The organism is Burkholderia sp. 9775_39 (genome assembly GCF_015712225.1).
Taxonomy (GTDB): domain Bacteria; phylum Pseudomonadota; class Gammaproteobacteria; order Burkholderiales; family Burkholderiaceae; genus Burkholderia; species Burkholderia cenocepacia.
In genome coordinates, this window is sequence record NZ_JACCQC010000022.1 from 82660 (window position 1) to 97898 (window position 15239).

Annotated in this window: 14 protein-coding genes and 1 riboswitch; of the genes, 11 read left to right on the forward strand and 3 right to left on the reverse strand. The window is 68.2% G+C overall.

The features are described 5' to 3' along the window. Window positions 1-3: 3 nt before the first annotated feature. The 3 genes from H0X90_RS26180 to H0X90_RS26190 are packed head-to-tail and all read left to right on the forward strand — an operon-like array spanning window position 4 to window position 5107. Window positions 4-1539 (forward strand): efflux RND transporter periplasmic adaptor subunit, encoded by a 1536-nt coding sequence (locus H0X90_RS26180; RefSeq protein WP_077189209.1) that lies wholly within the window; start codon window positions 4-6, stop codon window positions 1537-1539. Continuing rightward, a complete protein-coding gene (locus tag H0X90_RS26185; RefSeq protein WP_077189208.1) occupies window positions 1536-4742 on the forward strand; it encodes an efflux RND transporter permease subunit in 3207 nt (1068 codons plus the stop codon). Before H0X90_RS26180 ends, H0X90_RS26185 begins: the two co-directional genes overlap by 4 nt. After that, window positions 4739-5107 carry a copper-binding protein gene (locus tag H0X90_RS26190; RefSeq protein ID WP_077189207.1) on the forward strand — a complete coding sequence of 123 codons (369 nt, stop codon included), beginning with the start codon at window positions 4739-4741 and terminating at the stop codon, window positions 5105-5107. The genes H0X90_RS26185 and H0X90_RS26190 overlap by 4 nt, the downstream gene beginning before the upstream one ends. 95 nt (window positions 5108-5202) lie before the next feature. Here the strand turns inward: H0X90_RS26190 and H0X90_RS26195 are convergent, their stop codons facing one another. Further along, the gene (locus tag H0X90_RS26195) at window positions 5203-6213 is read right to left on the reverse strand and encodes a sodium:calcium antiporter (RefSeq protein ID WP_077189206.1); all 1011 of its coding nucleotides are present in this window, start codon (window positions 6211-6213) and stop codon (window positions 5203-5205) included. 69 nt (window positions 6214-6282) lie between these two features. Next, window positions 6283-6450: riboswitch (yybP-ykoY riboswitch) on the reverse strand. Window positions 6451-6567: 117 nt separating this feature from the next. On the opposite strand from H0X90_RS26195, the gene H0X90_RS26200 reads away from it, so the two are divergent. The 4 genes from H0X90_RS26200 (at window position 6568) to H0X90_RS26215 (ending at window position 9362) form a co-directional block, all read left to right on the forward strand. Beyond that, complete coding sequence (locus H0X90_RS26200; RefSeq protein WP_006479857.1) at window positions 6568-6843, forward strand: metal/formaldehyde-sensitive transcriptional repressor; 276 nt, start codon at window positions 6568-6570, stop codon at window positions 6841-6843. A 12-nt stretch (window positions 6844-6855) separates the two neighbouring features. Continuing rightward, on the forward strand, window positions 6856-7875 hold the full coding sequence (gene dmeF, locus H0X90_RS26205) for a CDF family Co(II)/Ni(II) efflux transporter DmeF (protein WP_077189205.1): 1020 nt from the start codon (window positions 6856-6858) through the stop codon (window positions 7873-7875). A 2-nt stretch (window positions 7876-7877) separates the two neighbouring features. Then, window positions 7878-8063: a DUF1289 domain-containing protein gene (locus tag H0X90_RS26210; protein ID WP_006484585.1), complete on the forward strand. Its 186-nt coding sequence runs from the start codon at window positions 7878-7880 to the stop codon at window positions 8061-8063. A gap of 90 nt (window positions 8064-8153) precedes the next feature. Further along, on the forward strand, window positions 8154-9362 hold the full coding sequence (locus H0X90_RS26215; RefSeq protein ID WP_077189204.1) for an MFS transporter: 1209 nt from the start codon (window positions 8154-8156) through the stop codon (window positions 9360-9362). Window positions 9363-9386: 24 nt separating this feature from the next. Here H0X90_RS26215 and H0X90_RS26220 read toward each other — a convergent pair whose 3' ends face one another. Both H0X90_RS26220 and H0X90_RS26225 read right to left on the reverse strand, forming a co-directional pair. Next, on the reverse strand, window positions 9387-10796 hold the full coding sequence (locus tag H0X90_RS26220) for a heavy metal sensor histidine kinase (RefSeq protein WP_077189203.1): 1410 nt from the start codon (window positions 10794-10796) through the stop codon (window positions 9387-9389). Then, entirely contained in the window at window positions 10793-11464 is a 672-nt protein-coding gene (locus H0X90_RS26225) for a heavy metal response regulator transcription factor (protein WP_060212903.1), read from the reverse strand. The genes H0X90_RS26220 and H0X90_RS26225 overlap by 4 nt, the downstream gene beginning before the upstream one ends. 233 nt (window positions 11465-11697) lie before the next feature. Here H0X90_RS26225 and H0X90_RS26230 point away from each other — a divergent pair, with 233 nt between their 5' ends. The 4 genes from H0X90_RS26230 to H0X90_RS26245 all read left to right on the forward strand — a co-directional run bounded on the left by H0X90_RS26230 (window position 11698) and on the right by H0X90_RS26245 (window position 15220). Next, window positions 11698-12054 carry a hypothetical protein gene (locus H0X90_RS26230; protein ID WP_034202839.1) on the forward strand — a complete coding sequence of 119 codons (357 nt, stop codon included), beginning with the start codon at window positions 11698-11700 and terminating at the stop codon, window positions 12052-12054. A gap of 88 nt (window positions 12055-12142) precedes the next feature. Next, entirely contained in the window at window positions 12143-12424 is a 282-nt protein-coding gene (locus H0X90_RS26235; RefSeq protein ID WP_034178278.1) for a hypothetical protein, read from the forward strand. Then, window positions 12421-13923: a TolC family protein gene (locus H0X90_RS26240; protein WP_077189202.1), complete on the forward strand. Its 1503-nt coding sequence runs from the start codon at window positions 12421-12423 to the stop codon at window positions 13921-13923. Before H0X90_RS26235 ends, H0X90_RS26240 begins: the two co-directional genes overlap by 4 nt. Before the next feature lies 1 nt (window position 13924). Next, window positions 13925-15220 carry a multicopper oxidase family protein gene (locus H0X90_RS26245; RefSeq protein ID WP_077189201.1) on the forward strand — a complete coding sequence of 432 codons (1296 nt, stop codon included), beginning with the start codon at window positions 13925-13927 and terminating at the stop codon, window positions 15218-15220. Window positions 15221-15239: the final 19 nt, after the last annotated feature.

Genomic DNA, 15239 nt, shown 5'->3' on the forward strand with positions numbered 1-15239 from the left:
CTCATGACAAGGCAATCACTGATGCGTGCGGCGTTGATCGCATCCACCGGCGCGGTGCTCGTCGGCGCCGGCTATTTCGCGGGCGTCCGCCATGCGACGAACGGCGCGGCGACGGCCGCCATGCCCGCCGCTGCGCCGTCGGGCGTACCGTCGGGTGTGCCGGCTCAGCAGGCCGCACGCAAGGTGCTGTACTGGCACGACCCGATGGTGCCGAACCAGCACTTCGACAAACCGGGCAAATCGCCGTTCATGGACATGCAGTTGCAGCCGGTCTATGCGGACGAAGGCGGTGCCGCGACAGGCATCCGGATCGATCCGGGTCTGCAGCAGAACCTCGGCATCCGCTATGCGACCGTGCGTCGGCAGCAGACGGCGGCCGGCTTCGACGCGGTGGGCACCACGCAGTTCGACGAAGCGCGCGCGGAGGTCGTGCAGTCGCGCGTCACGGGCTACATCGACCATCTGTATGCACGCGCGCCGATGCAGCGCATCGCGAAGGGTGCGCCGGTCGCATCGCTGTTCGTACCCGACTGGCTCGCGCCGCAGGAGGAATATCTCGCGCTGAAGCGCGGCGGCATGGACGGCAACCTGCTCGATGCGGCGCGCGCACGAATGCGCGCGCTGTCGATTCCGGACGGGATGATCGCGACTCTCGATCGCACCGGCCGCGCCCAGACGCACGTCGTGCTGAGCGCGCCGGAGACGGGCGTCGTCAGTGAGCTGAACGTGCGCGACGGCGCGATGGTCGCGCCCGGCCAGACGCTCGCGAAGATCGCCGGGCTGGCGACGCTGTGGCTGATCGTCGAGGTGCCGGAAGCGCTCGCTTTGAACGTGCAGCCGGGAATGTCGGTCGACGCGACGTTCGCGGGCGATCCGGCCCGGCATTTCAGCGGACGCATCCGCGAAGTGCTGCCCGGCATCAGCACGGGCAGCCGCACGCTGCAGGCGCGCGTGGAGATCGACAACGCATCGCTGAAGCTCACGCCCGGCATGCTGATGCGCGTGCGGGTCGCCGCGAAGGAGACGGTGTCGCGCCTGCTCGTGCCGTCCGAGGCCGTGATCGCGACCGGCCAGCGCACGCTCGTCATCGTGAAGCTTGGCGACGGCCGGCTCCAGCCGGTGTCGGTGACGGTCGGCAACGACGTCGGCGGCGATACGGAAGTGCTCGGCGGGTTGAACGAAGGCGATACGGTCGTCGCATCGGGGCAGTTCCTGATCGATTCGGAAGCCAGCCTGAAAAGCGTGCTGCCGCGGCTGGAGCGGGCGGCAGGCGCAAGCTCGGCCGCATCGTCCGCGACGGCAAGCGCGCCGGTCTACGAAACCACCGGCAAGGTGGAGAAGGTCACGGCCGACGACATCACGTTCTCGCATCAGCCGGTGCCGGCGCTCGGCTGGGGCGCGATGACGATGGCGTTCGGCAAGCCGTCGGCGCACGCGTTTCCGGACGTGAAGCCGGGGCAGATCGTGCGTTTCGCGTTCACGCAGACCGACGACGGCTACCGGCTGACGAAGGTCGAGCCGCAGGGAGGTGAGCGATGATCGCGCGCCTCATTCACTGGTCTGTCCATCATCGGTTTCTGGTGCTGCTGGCCACCGTGCTGCTCGCGGCATGGGGCGTGCATTCGCTGCGGCAGACACCGCTCGACGCATTGCCCGACCTGTCGGACACGCAGGTGATCGTGAAGGCGTCGTATCCGGGCAAGGCGCCGCAGGTCGTCGAGGATCAGGTGACCTATCCGCTGACGACGACGCTGCTCGGCGTGCCCGGCGCGAAAACCGTGCGTGCGTACTCGTCGTTCGGCGACGCGTTCGTCTACGTGCTGTTCGACGACCGCACCGATCCGTACTGGGCGCGCTCGCGCGTGCTCGAATACCTGAGCCAGGTGCAGAGCCGCCTGCCGGCGGGCGCGACCGTGTCGCTTGGGCCCGATGCGACGGGTGTCGGCTGGGTATACGAGTACGCGCTCGTCGATCGCACCGGCCGTCACGATCTCGGCCAGTTGCGCGCGCTCAACGACTGGTTCCTGAAGTTCGAACTGAAGGCCGTGCCGGACGTCTCCGAAGTCGCGAGTATCGGCGGCATGGTGCGCCAGTACCAGGTCGTGCTGGACCCGGACAAGCTGCGTGCATACGGCATCACGCAGGCGGCGGTCGCGGAGGCGCTCGGCAAGGCCAACCAGGCCTCCGGCGGCTCGGTCGTCGAGCTGGCCGAGTCGGAGTACATGGTGCGGTCGTCCGGCTACCTGCGCACGCTCGACGATTTCCGTCACGTCGTGCTGCGCACCGACGACACCGGCACGCCGGTCTTGCTCGGCGACGTCGCACGCATCCAGGTCGGCCCGGCGATGCGGCGCGGTATCGCGGAACTGAACGGGCAGGGCGAAGTGACGGGCGGTGTCGTCGTGATGCGCTCGGGCAAGAACGCGTTGACGACGATCGACGCGGTGAAGGCGAAGCTCGCCGACCTCAAGCGTTCGCTGCCTGCCGGCGTCGAGATCGTCACGACCTACGACCGATCGCAACTGATCGCGCGCGCGGTCGACAACCTGACGGACAAGCTGATCGAGGAATTCGTCATCGTCGGTGTCGTCTGCGCGGTGTTCCTGTTCCATCTGCGCAGCGCGCTGGTCGCGATCCTGTCGCTGCCGCTCGGCGTATTGGCCGCGTTCATCGTGATGCGCTACCAGGGCGTGAATGCCAACCTGATGTCGCTCGGGGGGATCGCGATCGCGATCGGCGCGATGATCGACGCGGCGATCGTGATGATCGAGAACGCGCACAAGCATCTGGAAGCGTACGACCGCGCGCATCCGGGCGAGCCGATCACCGCCGCGCGTCGCTGGGAGCTGGTCGCGGCATCGGCGGCGGAGGTCGGCCCCGCGCTGTTCTTCTCGCTGCTGATCATCACGCTGTCGTTCGTTCCGGTGTTTTCGCTGGAAGGGCAGGAGGGCAAGCTGTTCGCGCCGCTGGCGTTCACGAAGACCTATACGATCGCGGCCGCCGCCGGGTTGTCGGTGACGCTGGTGCCGGTGCTGATGGGCTATCTGGTGCGCGGCCGCATTCCGCACGAGCACGCGAACCCGATCAATCGCGTGCTGATCCGCCTGTACCGGCCGTTGCTCGAAGCGACGCTGCGGCGCCCGTGGGCCGCGATCGGCGTGGCAGTCGTCGCGCTCGTGCTGACGGCCGTGCCGTTGTCGCGGCTCGGCGGCGAATTCATGCCGCCGCTCGACGAAGGCGATTTGCTGTACATGCCGACCGCGCTGCCGGGCATCTCGGCGGACAAGGCGAGCGAGCTGCTGCAGCAGACCGACCGGCTGATCAAGACCGTGCCCGAGGTCGACACGGTGTTCGGCAAGTCGGGTCGCGCCGATACGGCGACCGACCCCGCGCCGCTCGAGATGTTCGAGACGACGATCCGCTTCAAGCCGCGCAGCAGATGGCGGCCGGGCATGACGCCGGAGAAGCTCGTCGACGAACTCGACCGGACGGTGAGGGTGCCGGGCCTGTCGAACGTATGGGTGCCGCCGATCCGCAACCGGCTCGACATGCTGTCCACCGGGATCAAGACGCCGGTCGGCGTGAAGATTTCCGGGCCGGACCTGACGGGAATCGACGCGATCGCGACGCAGGTCGAGGCCGCCGTGAAGCGCGTGCCGGGCGTGACGTCCGCGCTCGCGGAGCGGCTGAACGGCGGCCGCTACGTCGACGTCGACATCGATCGGCTCGCCGCCGCGCGTTACGGGCTGTCGGTGGCGGATATCCAGTCGGTCGTGTCGTCGGCGATCGGCGGCGAGGACGTCGGCGAAGTGATCGCGGGGCGCGAGCGTTTCCCGATCAACATCCGCTATCCACGCGAGATCCGCGATTCGCTCGAGAACTTGCGGCAACTGCCGGTCGTCACCGCGCGCGGCGCGCAGATTCGCCTCGGCGACGTCGCGCGTGTCGCGATCGCCGACGGCCCGCCGATGATCCGCAGCGAGAACGCACGGCTGTCCGGCTACGTGTACGTCGATCTCCGCGGTGTCGACCTGAGCACGGCGGTTCGTGCGATGCAGCAGGCCGTCGCGCGGCAGGTCGCGTTGCCGCCCGGCTATTCGATCGCGTGGTCGGGACAGTTCGAGTATCTCGAACGCGCGGCGGCGACGCTGCGCACCGTCGTGCCCGTCACGCTCGTCGTGATCTTCGTGCTGCTGTTCGTCACGTTCGATTCGGCGGCCGACGCGTTGCTGCTGATGTCGACGGTGCCGTTTGCGCTGGTCGGCGGATTCTGGCTCGTATGGGCGCTCGGCCATGCGGTGTCCGTCGCGACGTCGGTCGGGTTCATCGCGCTGGCGGGCGTGGCGGCCGAATTCGGCGTGGTGATGCTGCTGTACCTGAAGGGCGCGCTGCAGCGCCGGCTCGATGCCGGCGAGCTGCTGACCGATGCGTTGCTGCTCGACGCGATTCGCGAAGGCGCGGTGCTGCGCGTGCGGCCGAAGGCGATGACGGTCGCCGTCGTGCTCGCCGGCCTCGTGCCGATCATGATCGGCCACGGCGCCGGTTCCGAAGTCATGCAGCGCATCGCCGCGCCGATGGTCGGCGGCATGGTCACGGCGCCGCTGCTGTCGATGTTCGTCATTCCCGCCGCGTGGCTTCTGCTGCAGCGCCGTCGTGCGCGAAGCGCGGGCCGCACGCGGCATTCCGATGCAGTTCCTTCCGGCACGAACGTGCCATCCCTTCCCACCGGAGAATCACGATGAAGATGAATCAATTGATCGCTGCTGCAACCGCTGTCGTCGCGCTGAGTGCTTTCGCGGTACCGGCGTTTGCCGCCGGCGAGATGTCGAACATGGACATGTCCGGCATGAAGATGTCGTCGGACGGCGCGGCGGAATCGAACGCCGCGCTGACCGACGCCGAAGTGAAGAAGGTCGATGCCGCGAGCGGCAAGATCACGTTGAAGCACGGCGCGCTGCAGAACGTCGGGATGCCGCCGATGACGATGGCGTTCAAGGCGAAGGATGCGGCGATGCTCGCGCAAGCGCATGCAGGCGACAAGGTCAAGGTGCGGATCGAGAAGGTCGACGGCACGTTGACGATCGTCAAACTCGTCAAGGGTTCCTGATCGGCGGGATGCGGGCGTCGCAGCCGCCGCCCGCATCCGGCGCCGTGAAGCGCGCCGCGCCGACGTATTGGTCGGCCGGCGCGCCCGACCAGCGTTCAACGCGCCAGCGTCACCGCCAGATACCCCGCATAACCCGCGCCGTTCGCGAGCAACGCCCAGATCGCGAGCCCGCGCGTGCGCGCATTGATGCGCAGCCAGGCCGCCGCCGCGAGCGTGATGATCACGCCGGTCAGCACTTCGGGGCGCGGCTCCCACGGCGTCAGCATGATGCCGATCGCCGGCAGCAGCGTGCCCTGGAACACCATCGCGCCGGTGATGTTGCCGAACGCGAGCGTGTCCTTCCGGCGGCGGATCCACAGCACGCTGTTGACCTTCTCCGGCAGTTCCGTCGCGATCGGCACGATGATCAGCGACAGCAGCAGCGCCGACACGCCGAGCACGTGCGACACGCCTTCCACGCCGTGAATGAAGCCCTTCGCCCCGCCCACCAGCAGCGCGACGCCGATCAGCAGTTGCAGCACGATCGTCGCCAGGTTGGTCGGCAGGCCGATGCGCGACAGGAACATCGCGTGCGGCGCCTCGGTGCCGTGCCCGGCGTCGACGAGCCCGGTCGATGCACGGAACGTCATCACGACGTACATCACGTAGAGCCCGACCAGCATCGCGGCGAGCAGCGCGCGCACGGCCCAGTTGTGATGCGGAACGAACATCGCGACGGTCGCCAGCGAGAACGCGGCGAGGAACGTGTTCATGTCGCGCACGAAGCCGGTGCGTTCCGGCGTGATCGTGCCGCGCAGCCCGCGCGTGCGGATCACGGCGAGCGTCATCAGGAACGTGGTGAGCGTCGCGAGCATCAGCGGCGCGCCGAGAATCGCGCCGACGCCGATCTCCTCGTTCACGGCCTGGTTCGACGTGCCGCCGGCCAGCGCGAGCAGCGGCACCATCGTTTCGGGCAGCGCGGTGCCGACGGCCGCGAACAGCGAGCCCGTCACGCCTTCGGAAATCTTCAGGCGTTCGCCGAGATGTTCGAGCGTATTGGTGAAGACTTCGGCCGCGACGAGGATCACGACCAGCATGAACGCCAGTTCGACAAACATGAAGGTCATGCGGCACCTCCGCAGGCAGCGGTGGCGTGGGCAAGGCGAGCAGGGAGGAACATGGGGACTCCGTGGTCGGACGCTGACGAACCATGACACATCCGCCGACGTCCGACCAGGAACGACGCGATGTGCCGATGGTCTCGCCAAGCCGATCAGGCTGAACGCGCCACGGCCGCAGGCCGAGTGTGTTGACGCGTTCGCTTTCCGGGGGCGGAAAGCAGGCTACTCCCCAAAGACGGAGAGCAGTCTAGCCGAGCGGTTTTCTTTCGACAAGCCTTCGTCTCGAAAAAAATATACCCCTCCATCCTATAGGGGCAGCCTTCCGGATATATACTCCCCTACCCTATACAGGAGCCATCGATGAGTCATACCGTCCGCGAGAAACAGAAGCTGCTGAACCGCGTGCGCCGTATCAAGGGACAGGTGGAAGCGATCGAGCGGGCGCTGGAAGAAGAGCGCGGCTGCAACGACGTGCTGCAACTGATCACGAGCTGCCGTGGCGCGATGAACGGCCTGCTGGCCGTCGTGCTGGAAGACCACATCCGGTCGCATCTCGTCGATGCGGACACGCCCGATGCGCACGAGGGCAGCGCGACCGAGCAGCTGATCGAGGTCGTGCACAGCTATTTCAAGTAACCGGATGCAAACATGAACGAATTCGACGGCGCGGCGGCGGGCGGCGCGCACAGCCACGCATTTCTGGGCGCCGCACACGCGCGCAACGAGCGGAAGACGTGGATGGTCATCGGCTTGTGTACGGCGATGATGATCGCCGAGATCGTCGGCGGCACGCTGTTCGGCTCGCTCGCGCTGGTCGCCGACGGGCTGCACATGTCGACGCATGCGGGCGCGATGCTGATCGCCGCGCTGGCCTATACCTATGCGCGCCGGCATGCCGACGATCCGCGTTTCGTGTTCGGCACCGGCAAGCTCGGCGACCTCGCCGGTTTCACGAGCGCGATCGTGCTGGCGATGATCGCGGTGCTGATCGGCTATGAGGCGATCGCGCGCCTGCTGGCGCCGGTGCCGATTCACTTCGGCGAAGCGATTCCGATTGCGGTGCTGGGGCTTGCCGTGAACCTCGCGAGCGTGTGGCTGCTCAGCGGCGACCACCATCACGGGCATGGTCACGACCATCACCATGCGCACGGGCACGACCGCCACGATGACCATGATCATGACCACGACGACGCGCACCACGCGCATCATGCTCACGGTTCGCACTCGGCCGCGCATCACGACCACAACATCCGGTCGGCCTACGTTCACGTGATCGCCGACGCGGCCGTATCGGTGCTGGCGATCGTCGGCCTGCTGCTCGCGCGCGCGTTCGGATGGGTCTGGATGGACCCGCTCGCGGGCATCGTCGGTGCGCTGGTGATCGCCAACTGGGCGTACGGGCTGATGCGCGATACGGGCAGGATCCTGCTCGACGTCAACGTCGATCGCAAGCTGACGGACAACGTCCGCCGCGCGATCGAGGCGCTCGGCGACACGGTCAACGATCTCCATGTGTGGCGCGTGGGCCCCGGGCACATGAGCGCGATCGTGTCGGTCGAATCGGCCGACACCGCGCGCGATGCACGTTTCTACCATGCGCTGGTCGCGGGCTTCGACGGCGTGTCGCACGTGACCGTCGAAGTGCTGACGCCCGCGAAGGCGGCCTGATCGTGGCCGTGAAATCGCCGTGTATCGAGCTGTGCGCGTTCGACGGCCGCACGGGCTTTTGCGTCGGCTGCCTGCGCACCCGCGACGAGGCGCGCGACTGGAAGAAGCTGACCGACCATCGCCGGCACCAGATCCTCAACGACCGCACGCGCCGGCAGGCGAAACTTCGGCGCGATACGGCGGAATAGCGAGCGCGCACGCACGGCGTGCGGTCGTGTCAAGGGACTGCAGTAGCATCACAGGCATTCGACATCTGGATCCCTGAACCGGAGCGACCCATGCAGACCGACTCATCGACCGGCATTCTTCGGCAGATCCCACGCAGCGTGTGGGTGCTCGGCTGTGTCAGCCTGCTGATGGACGTGTCGTCCGAAATCATCCACAGCCTGTTGCCGATGTTCCTGATGGCGGGGCTCGGCGCGAGCGCGACGACGATCGGCCTGATCGAGGGGATCGCCGAGGCGACGTCGCCGGTCGTCAAGGTGTTCTCCGGCACGCTGAGCGACTATCTGCGCAATCGCAAATGGCTCGCGGTGACCGGCTACGCGCTCGGCGCGCTCAGCAAGCCGCTGTTCGCGATCGCGCCGACGATCGGCGTCGTGGTGACCGCACGCATCGTCGACCGCGTCGGCAAGGGGATTCGCGGCGCGCCGCGCGATGCGCTCGTCGCCGACGTCACGCCCGTTCACCTGCGCGGCGCCGCGTACGGGTTGCGCCAGTCGCTCGATACGGTCGGCGCGTTCCTCGGGCCGCTGCTGGCCGTCGTCATCATGCTGGGGTGGCGCGACGATTTCCGCCTCGCGTTCTGGCTGGCCGTGATCCCGGGCGTGCTCGCCGTGGCGCTGCTCGCGTTCGGCATCGACGAACCGGCGCGTGCGCCGGGCGAGCCGCGCGTCAATCCGATCCGCCGCGAGGTCGTCGCGCAACTCGGCGCCCGCTACTGGTGGGTCGTGGCCGTCGGCGGCGTGTTCGCGCTCGCGCGTTTCAGCGAGGCGTTCCTGGTGCTGCGCGCGATGGGCAGCGGCGTGCCCGTCGCGCTCGTGCCGCTCGTGATGGTCGCGATGAACGTCGTGTACGCGTTGTCCGCTTACCCGTTCGGCAAGCTCGCCGATACGACGAGCCACACGACACTGATGGTGGTCGGGCTCGTCATGCTGATCGCCGCCGATATCGTGTTGGCGCACGGCGCGCACTGGCCGGCCGTGCTCGTCGGCGTCGCGCTGTGGGGGCTCCATATGGGCATGACGCAAGGGCTGCTCGCGACGATGGTCGCGCATGCCGCGCCGGCCGAATTGAGAGGGACGGCGTTCGGCGTGTTCAACCTGGTCAGCGGCATCGTGACGCTCGTATCGAGCGTCGTCGCGGGCTTCCTGTGGGACCGGGCCGGTGCTGCTGCCACGTTCTACGCGGGGGCGGTGTTCAGCGCGGCGACCATCGCGCTGCTCGTGTGCGTTCGCACGTCGTTCGGCACGGTGCAGGATCGCTAGCCGCACGACGCGGCGGCGCACGCGCTAACGATCGGCGCCGCGCGGAAAATAAAGCGCGAACGTCGTGCGCCCGTCGCGGCTCGCGACCTCCACCTTGCCGCGATGCAGCTCCATGATCGACTTCACGATCGCGAGCCCGAGCCCCGCGTTGCGCGCCGCGCCGTGCCGCGACGAATCGATCCGGTAGAAGCGCTCGAAGATCCGCTCGACCTGTTCGGGCGGAATCGCGGCGCCGCGGTTCGTGACTTCGACGACCGCGTAGCCGCGTTGTACGGACACGGCCAGCTCGATCGTCGACGCGGCGTCCGCGTGTTCGAGCGCATTCGACGCGAGGTTGCTGACCGCACGCCGGAACAGCGTCGCGTCCGCGACGACCGGCGCTTCGCCATGCACGTCGATGCGCACGCCGGCCTCGTCGGCCAACGCCTGGAAATACGACGCGAGGCGGCGCAGTTCGCTGCCCGCGTCCAGTTCGGCGGTCTTCAGGTGCTGCCGCGCATTGTCGGTGCGCGCGAGAAACAGCATGTTCTCGATCATCCGCTGCAGCCGTTCGCATTCCTCGATGTTCGATTCGATCAGCGCTTCGTATTCGTCGACGGTGCGGGCGCGCGACAGCGTGATCTGCGACGAGCTGATCACGTTCGCGAGCGGCGTGCGCATGTCGTGCGCGAGATCGGACGAGAACTGCGACAGCCGCACGAACGCGCGTTCGAGGCGGTCGAGCATCCGGTTCACCGACGTGGCGAACTCGCGCAATTCGACCGGGCCGCCGCGCGCGTCGAGGCGTGCGTTCAGGTTGTGCGCCTCGATGCGCGACGTTTGCCGGCCGAGGCTTTCGACCGGGCGCAGGCCGCGCGACGCGACCGCGTAGCCGAGCGCGCCGACCAGCAGCGCGCCGACGGCCGCCGCGAGCCAGATGTCGACGCGATAGCTTTCGAGCAGCGACTGCCGATCGGCCGCGGTGCGCGCGAGCGCGACCTCGATCGCTTCGCCGGACGGCAGCGTTTCGCGCGCGTACACGCAGCGCGACGTGCCGATGCCGGGCGGCGCGCACGTGAACGGCCCATCGGCGCTGCCAGCCGGATGCGGCGCCGAGATCACCGATGCGAGCGTGTTGCCGGCTTCGTCGGAATGCTCGACGAGCGGCTCGTGTCGCGCATCGTAGATGCCGAGATAGACGCCCGGATGCGACAGCAGCACGTCATGGAACACGGCCGGGTCGGCGCGCAGCGCGGCCGTCGAGCCGCTGGCGCGTGCCAGTTGCAGGAACTGGTTGAGCTTGGCGGAGATCTCGATGTCGTCGCGCCGCGTCAGTTCGGCGGACAGCGAACGATAGAGATACGCGCCGGTCAGCGCGAACACGAGCGCCGCGACGGCGGCGAACGCGAGCGTCAGGCGCCGCAGCAGCGAATACGACGCGGGGCGCGCGGTCACGAACGATCCTCGAGCACGTAACCCATGCCGCGGATCGTGTGGATCAGCTTCTTCTCGTAAGCGTTGTCGATCTTCGCGCGCAGGCGCTTGATCGCCGCATCGACGACGTTCGTGTCGCTGTCGAAATTCATGTCCCAGATCTGCGACGTGATGAAGGTGCGCGTCAGCACCTCGCCTTCGCGTTCCGCGAGCAGCTGCAGCAGCGCGAATTCCTGTGCGGTCAGGTCGATGCGGGCGTCGGCGCGCCGCACGCGGCGCTTGAGCAGGTCGATTTCCAGATCGGCGACGTGCAGGATGTCGCGCACGTTGCGCGGCGCGCGCCGCAGCAGCGAGCGGATACGGGCGAGGAATTCGGCATACGCGAACGGCTTGAGCAGGTAATCGTCGGCGCCGAGTTCGAGCCCGGCGACCTTGTCCTCGATCGCGTCGCGGGCCGTGAGCAGCAGCACGGGCGTCTGCTTCTGCGCACGCAGCCGCCTGAGCACCTCGAAGCCGTCGAGCTCCGGCAGCATCACGTCGAGCACGACCAGGTCGAAATCCTCGTGCAATGCGAGGAACAGCCCGTCCTTGCCGTTTTCCGCGACGTCGACCGTGTAGCTCGCCTCCGTCAGGCCCTTCCGCAGGTAGGACGCCATCTTGGGTTCGTCTTCGACTATCAGTATCCGCATGGTGAGGCAGGCTGTCCGTGATTCCAGCCGGTCAGTGTAACGCCGGAGCGTACGGTGTCGCGCGTGCGCGCAGGATGACCGGCGGATGACGGAATTGTCATGAAAAGCCGGTCATGTTCCGGCCATGCCGTCGTCACCGCGGCGGCGATAAGCTGCGACCGTCTTGTCCCCGGAGCGCGCCGTCGCGGCGCCGCGATGGCCCGAACGATCGCTGTCTGCCCGATTTCGCATCCATGTCGTACTGGCGCACATTCCTCGTCGTCGTGTTGCTCGCGCTGAGCCTGCCGATCCAGTCGTTCGCGGCTGTTTCGATGCAGTGCGCGAGCGTCGCCGCGCCGCATGAGGAGAAGGCGTCGCACGCGATGCCGGCCGCGCAGGATGGTCATGCCGATCACGGCGGCCACGCGCGGCATGCGTCGTCGTGTGTCGCGTGCGTGTCCTGCTGCTTCGGCACGGGCATGTCGGGGGCGCCTGCGGTGCCGGCCGCGGCGAGCGGCGGCGTCACGATCGTCGCGCCGCCGCCTTCGGCTGCGGACGTGTCGTTCCTGACCGGCGGCATCGACCGGCCGCCGCGCCGGATGCCCGCCTAGTCCCTGCCCGTGGCCGACCGGCCGCGATCCGCCCTCTACTCCGGCGGCCGCCTCAGGCGCGCCGGACGACTTACGACGAGACATGTTCATGCGATTGATCATTGCGGCGCTAATGGGCGCGGCGGCCCTCGTGCCGTCGCTCGCGCCCGCGCAAACCCCGTTGCCCGATCCGGCGGACGCCGCCGCGTCGGTGCCGGACGTCACCGTGACGTCCGCGTTCGACGGCTACCGGCCGTATCGGGACGATGCAGGTCCGGGCTGGAAGCAACTGAACCGGGACGTGACGGCGCGGCCCGCGAAAGGGCGTACGACCGGCGGCGCGGCCGGCAACGGCGCGGCCCATTCGATGCACGGAGGGGCCGCGCGATGACGACGTTCGCGATATCGCCGAGGATCGGCGCGGCCGTGCTCGCGCTGGCGTTCCTCGCGGGCTGCACGACGTTTTCGAAGGACGGCGGGTTCGACGCCGTGTCGTCCGCCGCATCGGCGCGCATCGGCAAGGACGCGGTGGTGGTCAGGACCGACGCCGACCGCGAAGCCGTCGACCGGCGGACGAAGGAACTGCTCGGCAAGCCGCTGTCGATGGACGACGCGGTGCAGGTCGCGCTGCTGAACAACCGCGGGCTGCAGGCGTCGTACGCGGAACTCGGGCTGTCGGAGGCCGACCTCGTGCAGGCCGGCCGGCTGCCGAACCCGCGCTTCGCATTCAGCCGCACGCGTGCCGGCGACGGCGAGCTGACGCTCGGCCGCACGTTCTCGGCGAACGTGTTCGCGCTGCTGACGATGCCGCTTGCGACGAAGATCGAGCGCCGCCGTTTCGAGCAGACCAGGCTGGAAACGGCCGATGCGATGCTGAAGGTCGCGGCCGATGCGCGCCGGGCCTATGTGGAAGCGGTCGCCGCCGAGCAGGCCGCGAACTATGCGCAGCAGGTGCGCGACGCCGCGAGCGCGGCCGCCGAACTGGCGCTGCGCATGCGGCAGGCCGGCAACTTCAGCCGGCTCGACTACGCGCGCGAACAGGCGTTTCATGCCGACGCGGTCGCGCAGCACGCGAAGGCGCGCCAGCAGGCCGTCGCCGCACGCGAGAAGCTCACGCGTGCGATGGGGCTGTGGGGCGAACGCACGCGATACGCGCTACCCGAACGCCTGCCGGATTTGCCGAAGGCGCGCCCGGATCTGCCCGATCTCGAACGCTTCGCGATGCGCAACCGCCTCGACATCCAGGCGGCGAAGCTGCGGACGCAGGGCGTCGCGTCGTCGCTCGGCCTGAGCAAGGCCACGCGTTTCGTCAACGCGGTCGAGCTCGGTTACGTGAACGACTACGAGACCGGCAAGGGCCACGAGCACGGCTACGAGATCAGCGTCGAGATTCCGCTGTTCGACTGGGGCGGCGCGAAGGTCGCGCGCGCCGAGGCCGTCTACATGCAATCGGCGAACCTGCTCGCGAAAACGGCCATCGATGCCCGCTCCGAAGTACGCGAATCGTACGCGGCGTACGTGACGAGCTACGACGTCGCGACGCACTATCGCGACGAAGTCGTGCCGCTGCGCAAGACGATTTCCGACGAACTGCTGCTGCGCTACAACGGGATGCTCGCGAGCGTGTTCGAGCTGCTGACCGATGCGCGCGAACAGGTCGGCGCGGTCAACGGCTACATCGACGCGCTGAAGGACTACTGGCTCGCCGAAACCGATCTGCAGATGGCCGTCGGCGGCCGGTTGCCGTCGTCGGGCGCCGCGCCGCGCGCACCGCATGACGCCGAATCGGCACCCGCATCCACATTCGACGCCGACGCTGCGCCGCAGCCGGCTTCCACCCCCGCGGCGCCATCGGCGCCCGCCACGCAACCGCATCCGGAAGGTCATTGACATGGTGTCCCGTCGACAATTTCTCAGCGGCTCGGGCGCCGCGCTGCTTGGCGCGGCGATGGTCAGCCGGGCCGGCGCCGCGTCGCTGCCCGACGCGCCGACGATGGCGAAAACCGGCACGCAGCCGCCGCTCGTGCCGCCCAACGGCCGCCCGTACACGCCCGTCGCGACGCTGAACGGCTGGTCGCTGCCGTGGCGGATGAAGAACGGCTGGAAGGAATTCCACCTGACGGCCGAGCCCGTCGTGCGCGAGATGGCGCCCGGCATGAACGCGAACCTGTGGGGTTACAACGGCCAGTCGCCCGGCCCGACGATCGAGGCCGTCGAAGGCGACAAGGTCCGCATCTTCGTGACCAACCGGCTGCCCGAGCACACGACGATCCACTGGCACGGGCTGCGGCTGCCGAACGGGATGGACGGCGTCGGCGGCCTCACGCAGCCGCATATCCCGCCCGGCAAGACCTTCGTCTACGAGTTCCAGCTCGAAGCGCACGGCACGTTCATGTATCACCCGCACGCCGACGAGATGGTGCAGATGGCGATGGGGATGATGGGCATGTTCATCGTGCATCCGAAGGATCGCGGCACGATGCCGGTCGATCGCGATTTCGTGTTCCTGCTCGCCGCGTACGACATCGATCCGGGCAGCTACACGCCGCGCGTGAACGAGATGACCGACTTCAACATGTGGACCTTCAACTCGCGCGTGTTCCCGGGCATCGATCCGCTGCCGGTGCGCGCCGGCGACCGCGTGCGGATTCGTTTCGGCAACCTGACGATGACGAATCACCCGATCCATCTGCACGGCTACAGCTTCGAGGTCGCGGGCACCGACGGCGGCTGGATTCCGCCGGTCGCGCGCTGGCCGGAAGTGACGGCCGATGTCGCGGTGGGCCAGATGCGCGCGATCGAGTTCACCGCCGATCGCCCGGGCGACTGGGCGTTTCATTGCCACAAGTCGCATCACACGATGAATGCGATGGGCCACCAGGTGCCGAACCTGATCGGCGTGCCGCAGAAGGATCTCGCGAAGCGGATCGGCAAGCTCGTGCCCGACTACATGGCGATGGGTAGCACGGGCGGCGCGATGGGCGGCATGGAGATGCCGCTGCCCGACAACACGCTGCCGATGATGACCGGCACGGGCCCGTTCGGGCCGCTGGAGATGGGCGGCATGTTCACGGTGCTCAAGGTGCGGCAGGGGCTCGGGCGCAACGACTATCGCGATCCGGGCTGGTTCCGGCATCCGAAGGGCACCGTCGCATACGAATACACCGGCGAATTGCCGGATAGCTGAAGCAGCATGCGGCGGCCGC

Bases quoted from the DNA above. Each gene is read 5' to 3' on its own strand.
- dmeF (WP_077189205.1), top strand. From the start codon at position 6,856: ATGAACGAATTCGACGGCGCGGCGGCGGGCGGCGCGCACAGCCACGCA.
- H0X90_RS26180 (WP_077189209.1), top strand. From the start codon at position 4: ATGACAAGGCAATCACTGATGCGTGCGGCGTTGATCGCATCCACCGGC.
- H0X90_RS26215 (WP_077189204.1), top strand. From the start codon at position 8,154: ATGCAGACCGACTCATCGACCGGCATTCTTCGGCAGATCCCACGCAGC.
- H0X90_RS26190 (WP_077189207.1), top strand. From the start codon at position 4,739: ATGAAGATGAATCAATTGATCGCTGCTGCAACCGCTGTCGTCGCGCTG.
- H0X90_RS26240 (WP_077189202.1), top strand. From the start codon at position 12,421: ATGACGACGTTCGCGATATCGCCGAGGATCGGCGCGGCCGTGCTCGCG.
- H0X90_RS26230 (WP_034202839.1), top strand. From the start codon at position 11,698: ATGTCGTACTGGCGCACATTCCTCGTCGTCGTGTTGCTCGCGCTGAGC.
- H0X90_RS26245 (WP_077189201.1), top strand. From the start codon at position 13,925: ATGGTGTCCCGTCGACAATTTCTCAGCGGCTCGGGCGCCGCGCTGCTT.
- H0X90_RS26200 (WP_006479857.1), top strand. From the start codon at position 6,568: ATGAGTCATACCGTCCGCGAGAAACAGAAGCTGCTGAACCGCGTGCGC.
- H0X90_RS26185 (WP_077189208.1), top strand. From the start codon at position 1,536: ATGATCGCGCGCCTCATTCACTGGTCTGTCCATCATCGGTTTCTGGTG.
- H0X90_RS26235 (WP_034178278.1), top strand. From the start codon at position 12,143: ATGCGATTGATCATTGCGGCGCTAATGGGCGCGGCGGCCCTCGTGCCG.
- H0X90_RS26195 (WP_077189206.1), bottom strand. From the start codon at position 6,213: ATGACCTTCATGTTTGTCGAACTGGCGTTCATGCTGGTCGTGATCCTC.
- H0X90_RS26225 (WP_060212903.1), bottom strand. From the start codon at position 11,464: ATGCGGATACTGATAGTCGAAGACGAACCCAAGATGGCGTCCTACCTG.